This window comes from Actinomadura sp. NPDC048021 (assembly GCF_040653135.1).
In the GTDB taxonomy this organism is placed as follows: domain Bacteria; phylum Actinomycetota; class Actinomycetes; order Streptosporangiales; family Streptosporangiaceae; genus Spirillospora; species Spirillospora verrucosospora.
Map to the genome: position 1 here is coordinate 317,615 of NZ_JBEZJQ010000003.1, position 19,455 is coordinate 337,069.

At 74.5% G+C, this 19,455-nt stretch carries 14 protein-coding genes; 5 read left to right on the forward strand and 9 right to left on the reverse strand.

Going from position 1 to position 19,455, the window contains the following annotated elements:
- The first annotated feature begins 32 nt into the window (after positions 1-32).
- Both AB0C87_RS07385 and AB0C87_RS07390 read left to right on the forward strand, forming a co-directional pair.
- Positions 33-914 (forward strand): universal stress protein, encoded by an 882-nt coding sequence (locus tag AB0C87_RS07385; RefSeq protein WP_360576812.1) that lies wholly within the window; start codon positions 33-35, stop codon positions 912-914.
- 2 nt (positions 915-916) lie between these two features.
- Positions 917-2,467: a phosphoribosyltransferase gene (locus AB0C87_RS07390; protein WP_345183495.1), complete on the forward strand. Its 1,551-nt coding sequence runs from the start codon at positions 917-919 to the stop codon at positions 2,465-2,467.
- Between the two features lie 6 nt (positions 2,468-2,473).
- Here AB0C87_RS07390 and AB0C87_RS07395 read toward each other — a convergent pair whose 3' ends face one another.
- The 3 genes from AB0C87_RS07395 to AB0C87_RS07405 all read right to left on the reverse strand — a co-directional run bounded on the left by AB0C87_RS07395 (position 2,474) and on the right by AB0C87_RS07405 (position 5,977).
- A complete protein-coding gene (locus AB0C87_RS07395) occupies positions 2,474-2,965 on the reverse strand; it encodes a DUF2267 domain-containing protein (protein WP_345183493.1) in 492 nt (163 codons plus the stop codon).
- A gap of 117 nt (positions 2,966-3,082) precedes the next feature.
- Positions 3,083-4,810: a DNA polymerase/3'-5' exonuclease PolX gene (gene polX / locus AB0C87_RS07400; protein WP_360576813.1), complete on the reverse strand. Its 1,728-nt coding sequence runs from the start codon at positions 4,808-4,810 to the stop codon at positions 3,083-3,085.
- 51 nt (positions 4,811-4,861) lie between these two features.
- Entirely contained in the window at positions 4,862-5,977 is a 1,116-nt protein-coding gene (locus tag AB0C87_RS07405) for a Vms1/Ankzf1 family peptidyl-tRNA hydrolase (RefSeq protein WP_345183489.1), read from the reverse strand.
- 167 nt (positions 5,978-6,144) lie between these two features.
- Here AB0C87_RS07405 and AB0C87_RS07410 point away from each other — a divergent pair, with 167 nt between their 5' ends.
- Positions 6,145-7,659 carry a cryptochrome/photolyase family protein gene (locus AB0C87_RS07410; protein WP_360576814.1) on the forward strand — a complete coding sequence of 505 codons (1,515 nt, stop codon included), beginning with the start codon at positions 6,145-6,147 and terminating at the stop codon, positions 7,657-7,659.
- Here the strand turns inward: AB0C87_RS07410 and cydC are convergent, their stop codons facing one another.
- From cydC to AB0C87_RS07440, 6 genes are all read right to left on the reverse strand, one after another.
- Positions 7,660-9,339, reverse strand: coding sequence for a thiol reductant ABC exporter subunit CydC (cydC, locus tag AB0C87_RS07415; protein WP_360576815.1), 1,680 nt, complete (start codon positions 9,337-9,339; stop codon positions 7,660-7,662). It lies immediately after the preceding gene.
- Positions 9,336-10,949 (reverse strand): thiol reductant ABC exporter subunit CydD, encoded by a 1,614-nt coding sequence (gene cydD / locus AB0C87_RS07420; protein WP_360576816.1) that lies wholly within the window; start codon positions 10,947-10,949, stop codon positions 9,336-9,338. Before cydD ends, cydC begins: the two co-directional genes overlap by 4 nt.
- 7 nt (positions 10,950-10,956) lie before the next feature.
- Positions 10,957-12,069 carry a cytochrome d ubiquinol oxidase subunit II gene (cydB, locus tag AB0C87_RS07425; protein WP_360576817.1) on the reverse strand — a complete coding sequence of 371 codons (1,113 nt, stop codon included), beginning with the start codon at positions 12,067-12,069 and terminating at the stop codon, positions 10,957-10,959.
- 26 nt (positions 12,070-12,095) lie between these two features.
- Complete coding sequence (locus AB0C87_RS07430; RefSeq protein ID WP_353833254.1) at positions 12,096-13,514, reverse strand: cytochrome ubiquinol oxidase subunit I; 1,419 nt, start codon at positions 13,512-13,514, stop codon at positions 12,096-12,098.
- 129 nt (positions 13,515-13,643) lie between these two features.
- A complete protein-coding gene (locus tag AB0C87_RS07435; RefSeq protein WP_360576818.1) occupies positions 13,644-14,852 on the reverse strand; it encodes a helix-turn-helix domain-containing protein in 1,209 nt (402 codons plus the stop codon).
- Positions 14,853-14,891: 39 nt separating this feature from the next.
- The gene (locus AB0C87_RS07440) at positions 14,892-16,118 is read right to left on the reverse strand and encodes a helix-turn-helix domain-containing protein (RefSeq protein WP_360576819.1); all 1,227 of its coding nucleotides are present in this window, start codon (positions 16,116-16,118) and stop codon (positions 14,892-14,894) included.
- 384 nt (positions 16,119-16,502) lie between these two features.
- Here AB0C87_RS07440 and AB0C87_RS07445 point away from each other — a divergent pair, with 384 nt between their 5' ends.
- A complete protein-coding gene (locus AB0C87_RS07445) occupies positions 16,503-17,132 on the forward strand; it encodes a hypothetical protein (protein ID WP_360576820.1) in 630 nt (209 codons plus the stop codon).
- Between the two features lie 347 nt (positions 17,133-17,479).
- Positions 17,480-19,369 carry a hypothetical protein gene (locus AB0C87_RS07450; protein WP_353833257.1) on the forward strand — a complete coding sequence of 630 codons (1,890 nt, stop codon included), beginning with the start codon at positions 17,480-17,482 and terminating at the stop codon, positions 19,367-19,369.
- Positions 19,370-19,455 lie beyond the last annotated feature (86 nt).

The following is a 19,455-nucleotide window of genomic DNA, read 5'->3' on the forward strand; positions in this document are numbered from 1 at the left end:
AACACCCTCGCGGTAGAGGAGGGAGACGGCCGATGGAGGACCACAACCGGATGCGCTCCATCCTGATCGGCTACGACGGGTCGCCCGCCGCGGAGCACGCGCTCCGGTGGGCGGCGGGAGAGGCCCGGCTCCGCGGCCTCGCCCTCACCGTCTGCCACGTGTGGCACTGGCCCTACCCGATGCGTCCGGCGGACGAGGAGACCCTGGAGGTCGTCCGGAGCGAGGGCGCGATCGTGGCCGACGAGGGCGTGCGCAAGGCCCGCGCCCTCGCCGGCGACCTGGAGGTCCGCTGGTGCCTGGAGCAGGGGTCGGCCGCGGGCTCGCTGCTGAGGGCGTCCCGCGGCGCCGTCATGGTCGTGGTCGGCTCGCGCGGCCACGGCGGGTTCCAGGGGCTCCCGGTGGGCTCCACCGCGGTCCAGGTGGCGGCCCAGGCGTCCTGCCCGGTCGTCGTCGTGCGTTCGCCCGCGCGGCTGGACGGCGGGCGGATCGTGGCAGGCGTGGACGGTTCGCCGGCCGGCGACGCTGCGCTCGGCTTCGCCGTCGAGGAGGCCGCGCTGCACCACGACCCGGTGACGGCGGTCTGCTCCTGGTGGGACCCGGCCACCCTGCCCGGACCCGACCGGGTGCCCTTCATCGATCCGCAGGCCATCAGGCACGAGGCGATCGCGCGCTTCGAGCGGGCCGTCGCGCCGTGGCGGACCGGGCATCCCGAGGTGCTGATCGAGACCAGGTTCGTCCTGGACTCCCCGCGGCGGGCCCTGGTCAGCGCCACCCACGGCGCCGCCATGCTGGTCGTCGGCGTCCGGGGGATCGGCTCGCCGCCCCCGATGCTCCTGGGACCGGTGCCCCAGGTCGCGCTCCACGAGGCCCGCTGCCCGGTGGCGGTGGTGCCCGCACCCGAACCCGGGAGGTGACGATGCTGGACTTCGACGACCGCGCCGACGCCGGACGGCGCCTGGCCGAGCGGCTGGACGATCTGCGCGACTCGGACGCCGTCGTGCTGGGGCTGCCGCGCGGCGGGGTGCCCGTCGCGTTCGAGGTCGCGCGGGGGCTGCGCGCGCCGCTGGACGTGATCGTCGTCCGCAAGCTGGGCGTGCCGTTCCAGCCCGAGCTGGCCATGGGCGCCATCGGCGAGGGCGGCGTTCTGATCGTCAACGACGAGATCGTCCGTCTCACGGGCCTCGGCGAGGCCGACCTGGCCGACGCGCGACGGCGCGAGCAGGCCGAACTGGACGTCCGCGTCGAACGCTTCCGCCGCGGCCGCCCCCGTGCCGAGGTGAGCGGCCGCACGGCCGTCGTCGTGGACGACGGCGTCGCCACCGGCGCCACCGCGCGCGCCGCCTGCCAGGTCGCCCGCGCCCAGGGCGCCCGCCGCGTGGTCCTGGCGGTCCCCGTCGGCTCGCCCGACACTCTCGCCGGTCTGCGCCGGGTCGCCGACGACGTGGTGTGCCTCCTGGAGCCGGACCTCTTCCACGCCGTCGGCCAGTGGTACCGCGAGTTCGGCCAGACGTCCGACGGCGAGGTGGTCGAGCTCCTGGAACGCGCCGCGACACCGCCGCCCAACGCCCGGAACGACTCCGACCCGGCCGGAAACGCCGAGCCTCCCGGAACCGCGAACCCCTCCGGCGCCTCCCACCCCGGCGGAGCCACCAACCCCGGGGCAGCCTCGGAGCTCGGTTGGGTCAGCCCGTACGGAGCGGGCGGCTCAGGCGGGGCCGCCGACGCTGGCGGGGCCGTCCATCCGGGCGGGGCGACCAACCCCGGCGGCGGCGCCGAGCCCGGTGGAGGCACCGGCTCGTCCCGGGCATCCGATCCTGATGCGGACGATCCGCCGGCCGTCGACGAGGAGGTGTGGATCGACGGCGGGTTCGTGGAGCTCACCGGGCATCTCACCGTCCCCGAGGGGGCCGGGGGCGTCGTGGCGTTCGCGCACGGCAGCGGGAGCAGCAGGCACAGTCCGCGGAACCGGCTGGTCGCCTCCGGGCTCAACCGGGCGGGCCTCGGCACGCTGCTGTTCGATCTGCTGACCGGCGGGGAGGAACTCGACCGCGGCAACGTCTTCGACATCGGCATGCTCGCCGCCCGGCTCGTCGCCGCCACCGGCTGGCTCCGCGACCGGCCGGAGACCGCCGGCGCCCGCGTCGGCTACTTCGGCGCGAGCACCGGCGCGGCGGCGGCGCTGTGGGCCGCCGCCGAGCCCGGCGCCGACGTCTTCGCCGTCGTCTCCCGCGGCGGGCGCCCGGACCTGGCCGAACGCCGCCTCCGCGACGTCCGCGCCCCCACGCTGCTGATCGTGGGCGGTGAGGACCGGCAGGTGCTCGGCCTCAACCAGCGGGCCCAGCGGCGCATGCGCTGCCAGAACCGGCTGACGGTCGTGCCGGGCGCCACCCACCTGTTCGAGGAGCCGGGCGCCCTCCAGGCAGTGACCGCGCACGCCACGGACTGGTTCCTCGCCTCCCTGCGCTGACCGGCCTCACATGACCGCCCGGGGCGCCGACGCGCGGGCCCCGGAACGTGCCGCGGCGCGCTCCTCGGGCTCGCCGCCCGGCTGGAACAGCCTGCGGAGTTCCTCGGGCAGCTTCCACAGCGCCTGCTCGACGCCTCCCGGCGCCATCTTGGAGGACACGACCTCGGTGACGACCGCCGCCGTCTTGGGCACGTCGTCGCGTCCGATGCGCGCCTGCTCGGCGTAGTGGACGATGACCTCGCGCAGGTCGTACTTGCGGGGCACGTGGCCTGGGCTCCACCCGTCGTAGTACACCCCGCGCAGCAGTTCCGGCAGCTGGGCGGCCAGATGCGCCGCCGACTCGACCGTCAGCCGGTCGCGCAGCGTGTGCATCCAGGCGCGGAGCGCCCGGTAGGCGAACCGGCGGTCCTCGGTACCGAACGCTTCGGCCACATCGGCGATCCACCGGTTGGTGGTGTCGATGCTCCGATCCAGCCCCTGTATCCCTGTGAACGTCATCGCAACGGCTCCAGAGCGGTCTCGGCGAACACGGACCATTCCAGCGTGCCGCCGCCCGAGCGCGCCGCGGCAGGGACGAAGGTCCCCAGGTGGGACGTGTTTCCGCAGGTCCGGCGGCTACGAGGGCGGGCGGTGCGCCCGCAGGAAGGCGATCAGCTCGGCCGCGGGCCAGGTGTTGACGACCTCGCCCGCGGTGAGCCAGCCGCGCTGCGCCGTGCCGATGCCGTAGCGCAGGTGCGCCAGGTGGGGGACGGCGTGGGCGTCGGTGTCGACGGCGAACCTGACGCCGTGGCGGCGGGCGCGGCGGACGTGCTCGGCGGGCAGGTCGAGCCGGTCGGGAGACGAGTCGATCTCCAGGACGGTGCCGGTGCGCGCGCACGCGGCGAACACCTCGTCCCAGTCGGCCTCGACCGGCGGGCGCCGGCCGATCTGCCGGGCGGTGGGATGGCCGATGACGTCGACGAAGGGGTTCTCGCAGGCGCGCACCAGCCGCCGCGTCATCCGCTCGCTCGGCTGGTCGAAGTGGGAGTGAACCGAGGCGACGCACACGTCGAACCCGGCGAGGAAGCCGGCGGGCCAGTCCACGCCGCCGTCGGGGTCGATGTTGAGCTCGGTGCCGTGCAGCACCCGCATGCCGCCGCACCGGCCGTCCAGCGCGCGGACCTCCTCGCGCTGCGCCAGCGTCTTCTCGTCGGTCATCCGCTGCATGGCCAGGCCCGGCGCGTGGTCGGTGACGGCGTAGTAGGAGTACCCGCGCGCCGCCGCGGCGGCGACCATGTCCGGCAGGCCGGCCAGCCCGTCGGACAGGTCGGTGTGGGTGTGCAGGTCTCCGCGGACGTCGGTCTCGGCGACCAGGTCGGGCAGCTCCCCGCGCAGCGCCGCCTCGATCTCCCCGCCGTCCTCGCGCAGCGGCGGCGGGATCCACGGCAGGCCGAGCCTGGCGTACACCTCCTCCTCCGCCGCTGACACGATCTTGGCTCCGCTCTCGACGTCGAACAGCCCGTACTCCGACAGCTTGAGCCCGGAGTGGACGGCGATCTCCCGGGTGCGGATGTTGTGCGCCCGGGACCCGGTGAAGTACTGCAGGGCCGCGCCCCAGTCCTCGGGCGGCACCACCCGCAGGTCCACCTGGAGGCCGGAGCCGGTCCTGATGGAGGTCTTGGTGTCCCCGGCCGCGATGACCTGCTCGACCAGCGGCAGCCCCGTGAAGGACCGCATCAGCTCCGCCGGGCGGTCGGACGTGGCGAGCACGTCGATGTCCCCGACCGTGTCCTTCATGCGCCGCAGGGACCCGGCGAACGCGCAGCTCTCGCAGCCGGCGACCGCCGCCAGGCCGGCGACGATGGTCTCGGCCAGCTCCATCGCCGTCCCGAGCGGCACCCGCTGCCCCGCCTTGTCCAGGATCTCGATCCCGTGCCGCAGGTTCTCCTCGGTCCTGGCTCCGAAGCCGGCCAGGCCGTGCAGGCGCCCGGTGTCGAGGGCCCGTGCCAGCGCCTCCACCGAGTCGATGCCGCGCTCGTGGTAGAGGACCATCGCCTTCTTCGGGCCGAGCGTCGGTACCAGCGTCAGCTGCCGGACGCCCGCCGGGATCCGCGCCCGCAGCTCCTCCAGCTCGTGGATGCTCCCGGTGGACAGGTACTCCTCGATCTTCGTCGCGATCGATCTCCCCACGTTCGGGATGCCCCGCAGGCCCGCGTCGTCCAGGCGCGCGAGGTCCGCGGGGTCGCCCGCCACCGACCGGGCCGCCTTCTGGTAGACGCGCACCTTGAACGCCTCCCCGCCGGTGATCGCCAGCAGGTCGGCGTACTCGTCCAGGAGGGCTCCCACCTCGTCGTTGACGCGCATGGCACATCCGTCCCCTCACCCTGGCCGCGGAGCCTCGGAGGTCCCGGCAGTTCAGGCATAGCGGCACAGGGCGCCGATGCCCTGCGCGGGAAGGTCCGGCGCCCCGGGTTCGAGGACGCGCACCTCGGCTCCGGTGAGCACCGCGGCGCGGACGGCGACGTCCACCAGCCGGCCGTGCTCCACCGGCCCCCCGCCCGACTCGGCGAAGGTCGCCCGCCGGTCGGACACCTGCGTCGGCGCGGGGCCGAACCAGGCCGTCCGCCGGTCGGCGGGGTCGTCGGCGACCAGCAGCGTGCCGACCCGGCCGCGGGCCAGCGCCCGCAGGGTGGCGGCCGCGCCCTCCACCGCGAGGCCGGACGGGCCCCGCGCCTCGTCCAGCCGTTCGAGCAGCCCGCGGGTCTCGTCGTCCGCCCACCGGGTCACGTGGTCCCGGACCTGCGTCTGGCGGCGCCGCCGCGCGCCGTCCCGGTTCCGCCCTCCGGAGACGTGGCCGACGGACACCTCATGGCGGACGCCCTCGGGAAGGTGCTTGGTGAGGTACTGCACGGCGCGCACGTCGCCGCCGACGAGCAGCACGTGGGCGCCGGTCTCGGCGAGGTCGTCCGCGAGCGCGTGCGCCACCCTGGTCGCGTTGTGCTCCCAGGAGTCCTCGGCGCGGTGCTGGTGGCGCGACTGGGACCAGCCGCCCGGCGCGTTGCGCACGATCTCGTCGTCGGGGCCGTCGATCGTCCTCGTGGTCGCGGTCCTCGTCCCGCCCCGGCACGTCTCGATGTCGGCGCCCTTGCGGTCGACGAGGGTGAGCACGTACGGCGGACGCTCCTGGAGCCACGCCAGCAGCGGCAGGAGCCGCGGCACGGGCCCGCGGACGGCGAGATCGGGCTGCCGCGCGTCCGCCATCTCGACCACGACGGGCTCCGGGTCGCCGTCGGAGGCGAACGCGGCGAGCGTTCCGGACCCCGGCTCCACCCTCGCGACCAGCCGGCCCAGCGCCTCCACGACGGCGCCGTCGGCCCCCTGCGCGCGGAGCCGTCTGGCCAGGCGTTCCCAGCGCAGCGCGGCGTCCTCCTCCCCGGGAGGCGCGGTCAGGTTGAAGTAGACCGAGGTCACCGGCCCTTCGGAGCAGAGCCGACGCAGGGTCTCGCTGGCGATTGTCTCGTCCGGCTTCATGTAGACAGCCTGTACAGCGGGCCTGCGTCCGATTAGGGACGAAAGTCCGCAGGTCGCCGGACCTTCGTGAGTCCGCCCGTAACGGACGGCGTCGCGCGCCGCCTTCGTCCGCGACGGGCCGTGCACCACACTGAGCGGGAGTCCGGGCGTCCAGGGGGAGGATCCGCGTGGCCCACGACCGCTCGAAGGACCGCTCGGCCGCCCGCTTCCACTGGCTGTTCGGTGACCAGCTGGGCCCGCACTTCCTGCGGCCGGACGCCGAGATCGTCATGATCGAGTCGCGGGCGGTCCTCCGGCGGCGCCGCTTCCACCGCGCCAAGGCGCACCTGGTCCTGTCCGCGATGCGGCACCGCGCGGCCGAACTCGGGGACCGCGTCCGCTACGTCCAGGCGGAGACGTACCGCGACGGCTTGGAACGAGCCGTGGGCGGCGCCCCGGTGACCGTCCACCACCCCACGTCCCACGCGGCCCTCGCCTTCGTGCGGGGCCTCCGGCAGGTGGAGGTCCTTCCGCCGCGCGGTTTCCTCGTCCAGCCGGACGCGTTCGGCCGGTGGGCGGAGTCCGCCGGCGGGCGGCTGCGGATGGAGGGCTTCTACCGGCAGGTGCGCCAGGACCACGACCTGCTGATGGACGGCGATCAGCCCGTCGGCGGGAAATGGAACCTGGACAGGGAGAACCGCGAGCCCCCGCCCAAGGGCGAGGCGAGGCTGCCGGTGCCCGCCCCCTACCGCCCGCGCGAAGACGAGATCGACGAGCGGGTCAGGGCCGATCTGGACCGCTGGGAGCGGAGCGGGGACGTCTCGTTCGTCGGCCGGGACGGCCCGAGGCTCTTCCCGGCCGCCCGCGCCGAGGCCCGGCGCGCCCTCCGCGCCTTCGTGGAGAAGCGCCTTCCCACCTTCGGCCTGTGGGAGGACGCGGTGCTGGCCGAGGACTGGGCCATGAGCCACAGCCTGCTGTCCGCGTCGCTCAACCTCGGGCTGCTCGACCCGGCCGAGTGCGTCGAGGCCGCCGAGGCCGCCTTCCGCGCGGGCGACGCGCCGCTCAACTCCGTCGAGGGCTATGTCCGGCAGGTCGCCGGGTGGCGCGAGTACATGTGGAACCTCTACTGGCACTTCGGCCCCCGCTACCGCGAGTCCAACGCCCTGGGCCACGACGCGCCGCTGCCGGGCTGGTTCGCCGAACTGGACGCCGGCGCCGTCCGGGCCCGCTGCCTCTCGACGACCCTGGCGCAGGTCCGCGACCGGGGCTGGGTGCACCACATCCCCCGGCTGATGATCCTGGGCAACCACGCCCTCCAGCGCGGCTGGGACCCGGCGGCGGTGACGGACTGGTTCCACCGCTGCTTCGTGGACGGCTACGACTGGGTGATGCTGACCAACGTGATCGGCATGTCGCAGTACGCCGACGGCGGCCGGATCACCACAAAGCCGTACACCTCGGGCGGCGCCTACATCAACACCATGAGCGACCTGTGCGGCCCCTGCGTGTACCGGCCCACCGAACGCACGGGGGAGCGTGCCTGCCCCTACACCGCCGGGTACTGGGAGTTCGTCCACCGCCACCGCGAGCGGCTGGCTCACAACCACCGCACCGCCCGCGCCGTCAAGCAGCTGGACCGCCTCGGCGACCTGGACGAGGTGCTGAGCGACGCTCGGCGGCGCGACCCCGGCGCCGCACCCTGACTACGGGTCCTCTCCTCCGGCGCCCGCCTCCTGGAGGCGGCCCGACCGCAGGTGCAGGACCCGGTCCGCGGTTCCGGGCGGCGGCGGTGTGTGGGTGATGAGCAGGATCCCCGTCCCGGACGTGTCACGCAGAACGTCGGTGAGCAGGTCGCGGGCGGTCGCGGGGTCGAGGTGGGCGGTCGGCTCGTCCAGGACCAGCAGCCGCGCGCCGGACAGGAAGGCGCGGGCCAGCGCGATCCGCTGGCGCTGGCCGCCGGAGACGCGGGCGCCGTGCTCGCCCACGTGGGCGTCCAGGCCGCCGGGGAGGCCGGAGACCCAGTCCCAGACGCGGGCGCGGCGCAGCGCGTCGACGATCTCGGGTTCGGCGGCGTCCGGCCGGGCGAGCGCGACGTTGGCGCGGATCGTGGTGCCGAACAGGTGGGCGTGCTGGTCGACCAGGCAGACCGCGCGCCGGACGTCGTCCTGCGCGTAGTCGCGCAGGTCGTGGCCGTCGAGGGTGACGGCGCCCTCGTCGGGGTCGCGGAACCGGACGAGCAGGTGCGCGAGCGTGCTCTTGCCCGCGCCGCTCGGACCGAGCAGCGCGACCCGCTCGCCGGGGCGCAGATCGAGGTCGACGCCGTCCAGCACCCAGGGCGACCCGGCGTGGCGGGCGCGCACGCCGCGCATCCGGAGCAGGTCTCCGCGCGGCGCGGGAAGCGGGCGGGGCGGGTCGGCGGCGGGCGCCGGACGGGCGGTCAGCGCGCCCAGCCGGGCGGCGGCGCCGTGCGCGGTGAGCAGGTCGCGGGCCGCCTCCGGCAGCGGCCGGACGGCCTCGAACGCCGCGGCGGCCGCCAGCGCGAGGGCGGCGAGCAGGACTCCGGGCAGCGCGCCCCGATGGGCGGCGTTCAGCCCCACGACGAGGACGGCGAGCGTCGCCGCGGCGGTGAGCAGGGTGACCGACGCCGAGGTGAAGCCCGCGGTGCGGGCGTCGCGGCGCGCGATCCCGGCCAGGGCGGCGTCGGCGGCGCCGATCCGGCCGAGCTGCTCGTCCACCCGCTCGAAGGCGACCAGGTCGGGGGCGCCGTGCAGCAGCTCCACGGTCTCGGCGGCGCGCACCGCCCGCGCCTCGGTCCGCCGGGACGCGGCGGTGCGCATGAGCGCGGCGGCGGCGGCGGGCAGGACGAGCGCGGCCGGCAGCAGCCCCAGCGCGAGCCAGAACCCGGCGGCGGGAAGCAGCCACGCGAGGGCGGCGACCGTCCCGGCGCCGACGGTCAGCGCGACGAGCGGCGGGGCGAACCCGCGCAGGTACAGATGCTGGACGGCTTCGACGTCGGCGACGAACCCGCTGAGCAGGTCGCCCGACCGGGCGCCCGGCAGACCGCCGGGGACGAGCGGCTCCAGCCGCCGGAACCACCGCACCCGCAGCTCCCGCAGCAGCCGCAGGGACGCGTCGTGCGAGACCAGGCGCTCGGCGTACCGGAACGCGGCCCGCGCCAGGCTGAACGCGCGCACCGCCGTGATCGCCACGGCCAGCGCGACGACCTGCGGGCGGAGCGCGGCCCGGGAGATGAGGTAACCGGAGGTCGCCATCAGGGCGACGCCCGACCCGAAGGCGAGCGCGCCGCACAGCGCGGCCCCGGCGAACCGGTGCGCGACCGGCCGCGCGGCCGCCACCGACTCCGCCAACGGCGCCCGGCTCATGTGAGGGCCTCCGCGCGGGAGACGGGCAGGTCGATCACGTGGTCGGCGCCTGCGGCGAGCCGCGGGTCGTGGGTGGCGACCACGACCGTCCGGCCGCTCAGGGCCAGTACGGCGTCGGTCACCTGCCGGGCGGTGGCCTGGTCGAGGTGGGCGGTGGGCTCGTCCAGCAGGAGGAGCGGCGCGGGACGGGCCAGTGCCCGCGCCAGGGCGACGCGCCGCACCTCTCCGGCGGAGAGCCCGTCGCCCGCTTCGCCCACCGTGCGGTGCACCAGCGACCCGGCTCCGGCGAGTTCGGCCGCGGCGACCGGGCTCATCCCGCCGGGCCCGGCCGGGGCGATCGCCTCCAGCACCGGCCCGGGGCGCAGGCGCGGGCGCTGCGGAAGCCAGGCGATCAGGCGCCGCCATTCGTCCGGGTCGAAGCCGGCGAGGTCCGCGCCGTCCACGGTGATGAGCCCGGACGCCGGCTCGACGAAGCGCATGAGCAGCGCGAGCAGGGTGCTCTTGCCCGCGCCGCTGTCTCCGACGAGCGCGGTGAACCCGCCGGGGCGGATCTCCAGCGAGAGCCCGGACAGCACGGGCGGGCCGTCGTACGCGGCGGTGACGTCCTCCAGCCGGACGGTCCCGAACACGGCCGGGCGGGGGCGCGCCGGGGGCGGCACGGCGGGAGGCAGCGCGAGCAGCGCGGACAGCCGCCGCGACGCGGTCAGGCCGTCCGCGCCGGCGTGGAAGTCGGCCGCGAGCGCGCGCAGCGGCCCGTACAGCTCCGGCGCGAGGACGAGGACGGCGAGGCCCGCCTCCAGGCCGATGCCGCCGGTCGTCAGCCGGAGGCCGACGCCGACCGCGACCAGCGCCGTGCCGAGGGTGGCGGCCAGCTCCAGGACGAACGCCGACAGGAAGGCCGTGCGCAGGACGCGCATCGTCTCCCGCCGGTAGCGGTCGCCGGTAGCGGCGATCGCGGTCGCCTGGGCACGGCCCCGGCGGTGCGCGCGCAGGGTCGTCAGCCCGCTCACCACGTCCAGGAAGTGCCCGCTCATCAGGGCGAGGGCCCGCCACCGCTCCCGGGTCCGCGCCCTGGTCGACGCGCCGATCAACGCCCCGAACAGCGGCACGAGCGGCAGGGTGGCGGCCATGACCAGCGCCGACGGGGCGTCCCGGAAGGCGGCCCACGCGAGGATCGCGGGCGGTGCGAGCGCGGCGGTCGCCAGCGACGGCAGGACCCGGGCGACGTAGACCTCCAGCGCCTCGACGCCGTCCGTGGTGACGGTCACCGCCTCGCCGGACGGCACGCTCCCCGGGCGCGCCCGGACGATCCGGCGCAGCACCCGCCCGCGCAGCTCGCCGACCATCCGGGACGCGGCCGTGCGGGCGCCGGTCTCCGCCGCCCAGCCGAGAGCGGCGCGCGCCGCGCCCACCCCCGCGAAGCCGAGCAGGGCGGGCAGGACGTCCCGGGCGTCGCGGCCCCCGAGGAAACCGGCGACGACGAGGTGGGAGAACAGCGCGGCCTGCGCGACGGTGAGCGCCGCCGAGCACGCGGCGGCCGCCCCCGCCGCCGCCAGGAACCGGCGGACGCCGGGGACGTCCCGGGGCAGCCAGGGATCGAGCGCCCGCATCCGCGCCCTACTCCCCGCCCTCGGCGGGCGCGCCCCCCGACGACGACCCGGGCCCCTTCGCCCCCCGCGTGATCATGTGCAGCGGGGTCGGCGGGCGCGCGAAGTCCTCCCGCGAGAGCCGCGCCCGGAAGACCCACAGCGCCCAGGCCTGGTAGACGAGCACGACGGGCACGAACACGCCGGCGATGATCGTCATCGCCACCAGCGAGTAGTGGTTGGACGCGGTGCCGTAGATCGTCAGGCTGGGCGAACCGGCCGTGGACGACACCATGACCCGCGGGTACAGCCGGGCGAACAGGGCGGCGACCAGCAGCACGGTCGCGGCGGACGTCCCGGCGAACGCGGCCAGCGGACGCCTCACCAGGGCCAGCGGCCCGGACGCGGCGGCCGCGACCAGGCCCAGCCCGAGCAGCGCGTAGACCGGTACGGGATAGGGCGCCGACGACGACGCCTGCACCGCCGTCCACACCGTGAACCCGATCAGCAGCACCGCCGCGACCGGGTAGAGCGCCAGCGCGAAGCCGCGCGCCCGCTCCTCGAGGCCGCCGTGGGTGCGGACGGCGAGGAACAGCGCGCCGTGCAGCGCGAACGCCGCCACGAGCGCGCACCCGGCCAGCACCGGGTAGCCGCCGAACAGCACGCCCTGCCCGCCGGTGACCTCGCCGCGCGGGTCCATCGGCACGCCGCGCGTGATCGAGGCGAACACGACGCCGAGCAGGAACGGGATGGCCAGGCTGGAGACCGGCATCGCGACGTCCCAGCGCCGGCGCCAGGCAGGCGCGTCATGCTTGTTGCGGTACTCGATCGCGACGCCGCGCACGATGAGCGCGACGAGGATCCCGAAGAACACCAGGTAGAAGCCGGAGAACATGCTCGCGTACCAGCCGGGGAACGCCGCGAAGGTCGCGCCGCCCGCCACGATGATCCACACCTCGTAGCTGTCCCACACGGGCAGGATCGTGGCGAGCAGCGCGTGCCGCTCCGGGTCGTCGCGGCCGAGGAACGGGTAGAGCATCCCGACGCCGAAGTCGAAGCCGTCCAGCAGGAAGAACCCCATCCAGAGCACCGCGATCAGCACGAACCACAGCGTCTGGAGATCGAGATGCCCTGCGGTCTCCATGGTGAGTGCACCCTCCGGATGGCAGGTCAGTGGAGCATGGGCGGGAGCGCGTCCTCGCGGGTCACCTCCGGGGCGGGGCGTTCCGGGCCGGCGCGGACCGCCCGGACCATCAGCCAGCCCATGATCGCGGCGAGCACCCCGTAGAGGGCGGCGAAGCCGGCCAGCGTGGCGATCACGTGGCCGGTGCCGACCGTCGGGGAGATCGCGTCGTGCGTCCTCAGCAGCCCGTGGACGATCCACGGCTGGCGTCCCATCTCGGTGACCAGCCAGCCGGCCGTGTTGGCGAGGAACGGCAGCGCGAGGAACGCGTAGGCCGTCCACGCGAACCAGCGGGGCGACGCCCACCCGCGCCGATGGATGATCCACAGCCACGCGGCGCTGTACAGCAGCACGAGGAACCCGACGGTGAGCATCACCCGCCACGACCAGTAGACGCTGCCGATGACCGGCGTGTAGTCGCCGGGGCCGTACCGCCGCTCGTACTCGCGCTGGATGTCGTTGATCCCGCGGATCTCCCCGTTCCAGTCGTTGGTGGACAGCACCGACAGGCCGTGCGGGATGACGATGTCGACGTTGGTGCGATCGGGGTGCTTCTCCCAGGGCCCGATCGCCAGCAGGGACAGCGGCGCCGGCGCCTGCGTCTCGTACAGGGCCTCGGCCGCGGCCATCTTCATCGGCTGGTACCTGACCAGGAGCTGCGCCTGGAAGTGCCCCACGCCGATCACCACGACGGACGCCACCGCCGTCACCCAGAGCGCCCCGTGCGCGGCGGCCCGGAACAGCGTCACGTCCGGGTCGTCCGGCCCGGCGTCCTCCCGCCGGGCCTTGCGGAGCCGGTACGCGGCCACGGCGACGACCAGGAGCCCGGCCGTCACCAGCGAGGCGGCGATCGTGTGGAAGAAGTGGGTGATCTGCAGCGGCTGGAGGAGGACGTCGCCGAGCGACGTCATCTCGGCGCGCCCGCCCTTCATCGCGTAGCCGACAGGGTGCTGCATCCAGCTGTTCGCGGCCAGGATGAAGTACGCGGACGACGACGTGCCCGCCACCACGAGCCAGATCATCGCGAGGTGGACGCGCGGGGACAGCCGGTTCCAGCCGAACAGCCACAGCCCGATGAAGGTGGACTCCAGGAAGAACGCCACCAGGCCCTCGATCGCCAGCGGCGCCCCGAACACCGATCCGACGAACCTGGAGTAGACCGACCAGTTCATGCCGAACTGGAACTCCTGCACGATCCCGGTGACGACCCCCAGCGCGAAGTTGATCAGGAAGAGCTTCCCGAAGAACCGCGTCATCCGCAGGTGGTGCTCCCGGCCGGTGCGGTACCAGGCGGTCTGCATGCCCGCGATGAACCAGGCCAGGCCGATGGTGAGCGGCACGAACAGGAAGTGGTACACGATGGTGACCGCGAACTGCCACCGGTCGAGCACCGCTGTCGTCTCCACCCCGCTTCCTTCCCATCGTCGGAGATCTCGGCGGCGGAGCGCCGTCGGGAGGCGGCCCCCGGCGGGCGCGCACTGGGCAGGTTTCCCGGCCGTCCGGCCGGAGAAAGGCAGTCCGCGGTCAATCGTTGATCAAGTTGTCGCGTCGAGGCGCCGGGCCCGGAGCCTGCGGGTGCGCAGCGCGGCCTCGATGGCGAACCGGGTGCCGGGGTCGGCGAGCTCGTCGCCGAGAAGGTGTTCGAGCACGCGCATCCGGTACCGGACGGTCTGCACGTGCACACCGAGCTCCTCGCTGATCCGCGTCGCGGGCGCGCGGGTCCGCAGCCAGACGGCGAGCGTGTCGACGAGCGGCAGCCTGCGCCGCTCGCTGAGCGGGGCGAGGGGCGCCAGGCCGCGGCGCGTGATCTGCTCCATCAGCGCGCCGTCGGCCAGCAGCCACAGGCTCATCAGATGGTCCTCGCACAGGGTGAGGGTGCCGTCGTGCAGGACGTCCTTCAGGTCGAGGAGGCGCTTGGCCCAGCGGAGCGAGTCGGCGGCGCGGGCGCGCGGGACGGTCAGGCCCACCGCGGCGCGCTCCCCGGCCAGCGCCGCTTCGAGCATCGCCCGCCGGTCGCCGGTGAGCGGGCCGGGGACGAGGAGGTAGGGCGCCGGTTCCGCCGGGTCGAGCAGGACGTCGGCGTCCAGCAGGGGGCAGACGGGCAGCGTCCCGGAGGGCAGGGCGACGAGCGTGACCTCGTCCGGGAGCGGCCAGTCGGCGGCCGGGTCGGGCTCGACCGGCGACGCGGAGCCGGCGAGCGCGCGCAGGAGGGCCAGCCGGGCGTCGTCGCGCGCCTGGCACGCTTCCGCCTTGGCCCGCTCGTAGCCCTCCCGGGACAGGGCCGCCGCGTCGTCCATGTAGGCGATCACGGCCTCGGCGAGGGCCGAGACCGCCAGGACGGACGCGACCCGGTCGTCCAGCATCGCCCGGATCCGGGACCAGGCCACCTGCATCGCGGCACGGTAGGCCGACTGGAGCACCGTGAGCGGGCGCCCCTCCATCACCTCGAACGCGCCCATCTTGCGGCACAGCTCGTCGCGGCGGTCGAGCGGCTGCGCCGGGTCGGCCAGCCAGTCCAGGAAGCCCAGCACGTTGTGTTCGACGGCCATGCGGATGACGCGGTTGTAGGCGCTTCCGGGCGGCCGGGCGTAGGCGGGGATCGCGGCACGGATCCTCTCCACGATCTCGTCGACCAGGCCCGGGACGACGGTCGTCCGGACGTCCGGCGACAGCGCCGCGACGAGCTCGCGCAGCTCGGCGGACTCCTGCGGCGACAAGCCGCCCGGAGAGAACGGCCTCGGCATCGCACACGCTCCGTGGGGGTGGTGTCAGGAGGCGGGGTTTCAGGAGGCAGGGCGGCCCGGCGGCGTCCGCCGGCGGGCCTTCAGGACCGCCTCCAGGACGAAGCGCGTCTCGGGGTCGTCGAGCCGGCCGCCGATCTCCTTCCTGATCTGGCGGAGCCGGTACCGGACGGTCTGGGGGTGCAGGTGCAGCCGGCGTCCGACGTCCGCGGCCGTGCTCCACTGCTCCAGCCAGACCCGCAGCGTCTCGGTGAGCGCGCGCCGCTTGCCCTCGGGCAGGCCGGCCAGGCCGCCGAGCCGGCGCCGCGCGATCTCCTCCACGAGGGGCGGGTCGCACGTCAGCCACAGGTCCAGCAGGTGGTCCTCGGCGCGGATCAGCGGCGCGGGGTCGATCACGCCGTCCTCGGCGAGGGCGAGCACGCCGCGCGCCCAGCGCAGCGCGTCGGGGATCTCGCCGAGCGGCACGGTCAGGCCGACCACGACCGGCCCGCGGTCGAGCGCCGCGCCGAGCAGGGCGCGCCGGGCCTCGTCCACCCCGCCGGGCACGAGCAGCCAGGGCGCGGTCCCGCCGAGGGCCGACAGGACGTCGCGGCGCGCGGCGGCGGGCCGCCACCGCGTGCCGCGGCGGACCGCGACCGGCGTCGCGGTCTCCGGCACGTTCCAGCCGAGTTTCGCAGCGAGGTGCTCGATCGCCTCGCGGGAGGCGACCGGGCGTGTGGAAAGGCCCCGCATCAGCAGCCTGCGCGAATGGACGAGGTCGACCGGCGCCTTCAGTCCCTGGTCCAGATAAGCCTCGACTATCGGGTCGATTATCTGGTCCATGAAGGCCATTTGGAATTCCGCGACGCGGGCCAGGTCGGCGCCCGACACCTTGTTGCGGACGCACACCTCGGTGATCCGGTGCCAGGAGGTGTCGAAGGCGATGTGGATCGCGGCGTGCAGGGTCTCCAGGCTCCGGTTGCCCGTGACCTCCCTGCGGCCGAACGAGTGCAGCAGCTCCAGCAGCCCGTCCAGCGGCTCCGCGGGATCGGCGAAGCGCGCCACGTAGGTGCGCATGGCCTCCCGCACGACCCGTTCCGGGCTGGGCGGTCCGCCGTCGGCGACCGCGAAGTCGGGGACGGTGGCGCGGACGGCCGTGTAGATCTCCTCGGCCAGTCCGGGGAGCCCGGACCGCAGGACCTCCACGAGTTCGGGAGGCGCCGGCTCGGGTGGCACGAGCGCGCCCTCCCGCCCGAGCGCCGAAGCGGGCTGCCCCACCGGAAGCGACATGCCGTTCAAAATACCCATGGGCCCCTAGTCGGAAAAGGCCCCGGAACGGCGGCGTGAAAGGTCATAGGGTCACTCACAGGCATTTGTTGCGGAAAGTCAACGGCGTCGCCAGTATCGGTGAGGCTCCATGGTGTATTCCGGTCCGACCGCTTCGAGGGCCCCGGCGCCTCCTCATTGGCGCACAAACTCCGCGAAGCGATTTACTCATCCGTTGACAGACCTTGCCGGAATCGGCGTCGACCCCGCGTCCGAACCTTGTCCGCCGTGAAAATCTCCGCTTACCGTACCGGCTAGTAGGTGAATGGTGAGCTCACACCCACCCACGCAGGAAGGCCCGTGCCTCTCCCCAGGCACCCGGTCCCACCCCCAGGAAAGGTCATTCCCGTGCGCAAGATCACCTCTGCGGCCCTCGCCGCCACGAGCGCCTCCGCCCTCGCCCTGTTCCTCGCCGCCCCGGCCCACGCGGCCAACCTCACCGCGACCGTGACGAACGGCGGCTCGGTGACCGCCACGAACTCCGGCAACCTCGTCATCACCGACACCAGCACCGGCATCGCGGTGACCTGCACCACGTCCACCGGCTCCGGCAGCATCCCGAACGGGACCAAGAGCGGCGCCTCGCCGCTCCAGGTCGGAACGATCAGCGCGATCTCGTTCACCAACTGCAACGGCGGCGGGTTCTCCTTCACCGTGACGCCGAAGGCCCTCCCCTGGAAGGTGAACGTCACCGGCGCCACGTCGGGCGGCGTCACCCCGGGCAGCCTGAGCGGCATCTCCGCGCACGCCTCGGCGGCGGGCGGGCTCTGCCAGCTGGACATCGCCGGCACGGCCGCCGGCACCTACACCAACAGCACCGGCAAGCTGACGGCCACCGGCAGCGGGCTCACGGTCAGCAACGTCACCTCGGGCTGCCTCGGCATCGCGCACAACGGGGACTCCGCCTCGCTGAACGGCGCCTACATCGTCAAGAACAGCGGCGGCACCTTCCCGCAGATCAACGTCACCTCCCCGTGACGCCCTGATCCGCGCACGACCGCGGGGGTCGCCCACCCCCTAGGCCTCCGCACCGCACAGGCGAGCCGGAAACGCGTCGGCGTTTCCGGCTCGCCGCCTGTCCGGGGGGACGCCTCCGAGCGCGGGCGTGGCCCGCGCCCGGCGGTGCGGCCGGGAACGTTCCGGTGGACCGGTTGGCCGGTAGCGGCCCGTTCCGACGATCTTGCTTGACTCTGGACACTCCAGCGTTTCTATTGGCCCCCGTGGTCGTTCACGATCACCGTGGTCCCTCGCGGCCACCGTGCTCCTTCGCGACCACCGCTACTCCTGTCGGCTTTCGGGGATGAGGAACCATGGGAGGCGATGGCATGCGCCATCGACGTACACGGGCGGGATCGCTCGCCCTCACCGCGGTGCTGGGCCTGAGCCCGCTCGCGGCGGTGCCGCCGGCGTCGGCCGACGGCCAGGTGACCGAGGTGGCGCTGCCGGTGCCCGACGTCGCGCCGGTCGGGCTCGCCGCCGGACCGTCCGGCACCCTCTGGTACGCCGCGAACGCCGGCGGCATCGGCCGCGTCGGCGCCGACGGCAAGGTCACCGAGTTCACGATCAGTGAGAACTCGCAGCACCAGGCCGGCGTCCCCGACGCGATGACGGCCGCGAGCGACGGCGCGCTCTGGTTCACCGACATGTCCTACAGCGTCCCGCGGGTGGGGCGCGTGAACCCGGCGAACGGCGCCGCGACGCTCTTCGAGCTGCCGGTGACGGGCGACGTGAACTTCGCCAACGCCCAGGTCAACGGTGTCGCGCCGGGCCCGGACGGATCGGTGTGGATCACCGGCGGGTACTCCGGCACGATCGGCCGGGTCGACCCGTCCGGGAACGTCACGGCGTACGCCACGGGCCTGTCCCCGTACGCGGTCACCGTGGGCCCGGACCAGGCGGTGTGGTTCACCGACACCAGCGGCCGGATCGGCCGGCTCGACCCCGCCACCGGCCAGGTCACCCCCTACGACACGCCGTTCACCTTCCAGGGCTACCCGGGCATGGGCGACATCGTGTCCGGCCCGGACGGCAAGCTGTGGTTCACGCAGCCCGGCGTCAGCCGGATCGGCAGCCTCGACCCGGCCACCGGCGAGGTCGCCGAGTACGCCACGCCACGCCCCGACTCCGACCCGACCGGCATCGTCGCGCGGGACGGCAAGCTGTGGTTCACCGAGGCCGCCGCCAGCAACATCGGCAGCCTCGACCCCGCCACCGGCGAGATCGCCGAGTACCCGCTGCCGGCGACCCTCTCGGCGCCGACCCGCATCGTCAACGGCCCCGGCGGCCACCTGTGGTTCACCGAGCCGGGCCGCGGCCTGATCGGGCACTTCGACCCGGCCGCCCCGCCGTCCGGCACGTCCCACCCGGCGCTTCCGGCCGCGGCCCCGGGCAGCAGCCCCACCCCCGCCGCGCGCTTCCAGAACCAGTGCGCGGTGGAGTCCCTCTGCCAGACGCAGGTCACCACCGGCGGCGACGTCAAGATCGGCACCTTCCGGCAGAGCCTGCCGAGCGGCGCCATCCGCATCACCGGCTCCCTCGGGGCGCCCGACGAGACCGGCGACTTCGTCCTCGACCCGCCCGTGGTCGGCGAGCAGCTCATCTCCAAGCAGGTGGAGGTGCCGGGCGGCCTCATCGCGCAGCTGCCGCTGATCGGCCCGATCCTCGGCAAGTCGCCCGCCGCGATGTGGGACGTCAACCGCCTCACGATCAGCCAGACGCTGGCCGGCAAGGTGCACGCCTACCTCACCGACACCGGGCTCGGCGTCCGTGTGCCGCTCAACGTCCACCTGAACAACCAGCTGCTCGGCACGACCTGCGTCATCGGCCCGATCACCGCGAGCCTGCCGACCACCTTCCTGGCCGGCTCCCCGAACGGCGACCCGCACCTCGGCTTCGTCCCGGCGGCCGTCTCCCTGGAGGCGCCGATCGAGGTCCCCGCCGCCAAGGGCTGCGGCCCGTTCGGCATGCTCGACGGCGTCATCAACCAGCTCATGGGGCTGCCGTCGCCCGCCTCGCAGAACTCCATGAAGCTGACCGGCGTCCTCAACCTGGGCAACGGGATCAACGCGAGCAACACCCCGCAGAGCCTGGCGTCCGGCCCGGTCGCCGCCAAGCTCAAGCAGATCCTCAAGTCCGGCAAGACCCCGCGCAAGACGGCCAAGGCCCCGACCCCGGCCCCGAAGAAGGCCACCTACAGGATGAAGGCCCGCCGCTAGCGGCGGAGCACCGGGCGGAGGCGCCTCCGAAGGCCCGTCCTTCGGAGGCGCCTCCACACCGTCCACACCCTGTGGACAGAAAACCC